The following is a 1,557-nucleotide window of genomic DNA, read 5'->3' on the forward strand; positions in this document are numbered from 1 at the left end:
GCATTCTCGAGCGTCTTGCGCGCGGCCTCGACGAAGGCGGCATCGGCATCGGCATTTTGAACGCCTACGCGCCGGGCGCCGGCGTGCAGGAGCTGACCGCGGTCTGCCAGCTCGCCGCGGTCAAGGACGTGCCGACCTTCACCCACGTCGCCTTCATGTCGCGCATCGACCCCGAAAGCGCGGTGGAAGCCTATATCCGCCTGATCGGCTATGCCGGCGCCACCGGCGCGCACATGCACATCTGCCATTTCAACTCGTCGAGCAAGACCGACGTCGAGCGTTGCCGCGTGCTGATCGCGAAGGCGCAGGCGCAGGGCCTGCCGATCACCGTCGAGGCCTATCCCTACGGCACCGGCTCCACCGTGCTCGCCGCCGCCTTCTTCAGCGATCCCCAATTCGTCGAGCGCAACGGCACCGGCTATGATTCCGTGCAGCGCGTGACCGACGGCTATCGCTTCCACGACCGCGAGGAGCTGTTGAAGGCACAGGCCGAAGAGCCGTCCTCGCTGGTGCTCTGGCACATCCTCGACACCGAGAACAATGCGCATCACCGCGACCTGCTCGACATGTCGGTGCTCTATCCCGGCGGCGCCATCGCCTCGGACGCGATGCCGTGGACGACGTCTGACGGCAAGACCTACACCGGCGATGCCTGGCCGCTGCCTGACGATGCCACCTCGCATCCGCGCTCGGCCGGCTGCTTCACGAAATTCATCCGCGAATGGGTGCGCGAGCGCAAAGCGGTGTCGCTGCTGGAAGGCGTGCGCAAATGCGCGCTGATCCCCGCGGAAATCCTGTCGCAGAGCACACCCGCGATGCGCGCCAAGGGCAGGCTCACCAAGGGCGCCGATGCCGACATCGTTGTGTTCGACTACGAAAAACTGTCGGACCGCGCCACCTTCACGACGATGAACCGTCCGTCGGAAGGCGTGCGGCACCTCGTTGTCAGCGGCCAGCCGCTGATTACCGATGGAATTCTCGATGTCGCGGCGCGGCCCGGAAAACCCGTGCGCCGTCCCGTCGTCGAGAGCTGACCCCATGCCGGTCCCCATTCTGCTGGTCACGGGCTTTCTGGGGGCGGGCAAGACCACGGTCGTCAACCATCTGCTGGCGCACGCGGAGGGACGGCGCATTGCCGCTGTGGTCAACGATTTCGGCGCCATCAACATCGATGCGGAGCTGATCGCGGGCGCCAGCGACGGCGTGGTCAGCCTTGCCAATGGCTGCATCTGCTGCTCGCTGGAAGGCGATCTGCTGCGCACGCTCTCGACGCTGCTGCGGCGCGATCCGAAGCCGGAATACATCGTCATCGAGACCAGCGGAGTCGCCGACCCCGCCGACATCGTCCGCAACCTGATGGATCCCGTGATCCTGCGCGAGGCGCCGCTGGAGACGGTGCTCTGCGTGATGGATGCGGCGACGCCGCCATCAGCGCTGGACGACGCGCTCCAGCGCTCGCAGCTCCGCGTCGCTGACATCGTCGCGCTCAGCAAGCTTGATCTGGCGGACGCAGGCGCGGGGATGCGAATGCGCGCGGCCATTCGCGCCCAGCGCGTT

Annotated in this window: 2 protein-coding genes; both read left to right on the top strand. The window is 66.7% G+C overall.

Annotated features, from left to right (window positions below; translation table 11 throughout):
• On the top strand, positions 1-1,034 hold a 1,034-nt coding region (locus MOV74_RS37765; RefSeq protein WP_246932549.1), incomplete at its 5' end, for an amidohydrolase family protein.
• A gap of 4 nt (positions 1,035-1,038) precedes the next feature.
• The coding region (locus MOV74_RS37770) for a GTP-binding protein (RefSeq protein WP_246932552.1) at positions 1,039-1,557 on the top strand (519 nt) is incomplete at its 3' end.

It is taken from the genome of Bradyrhizobium sp. SHOUNA76 (assembly GCF_023006445.1).
Lineage (GTDB): Bacteria > Pseudomonadota > Alphaproteobacteria > Rhizobiales > Xanthobacteraceae > Bradyrhizobium.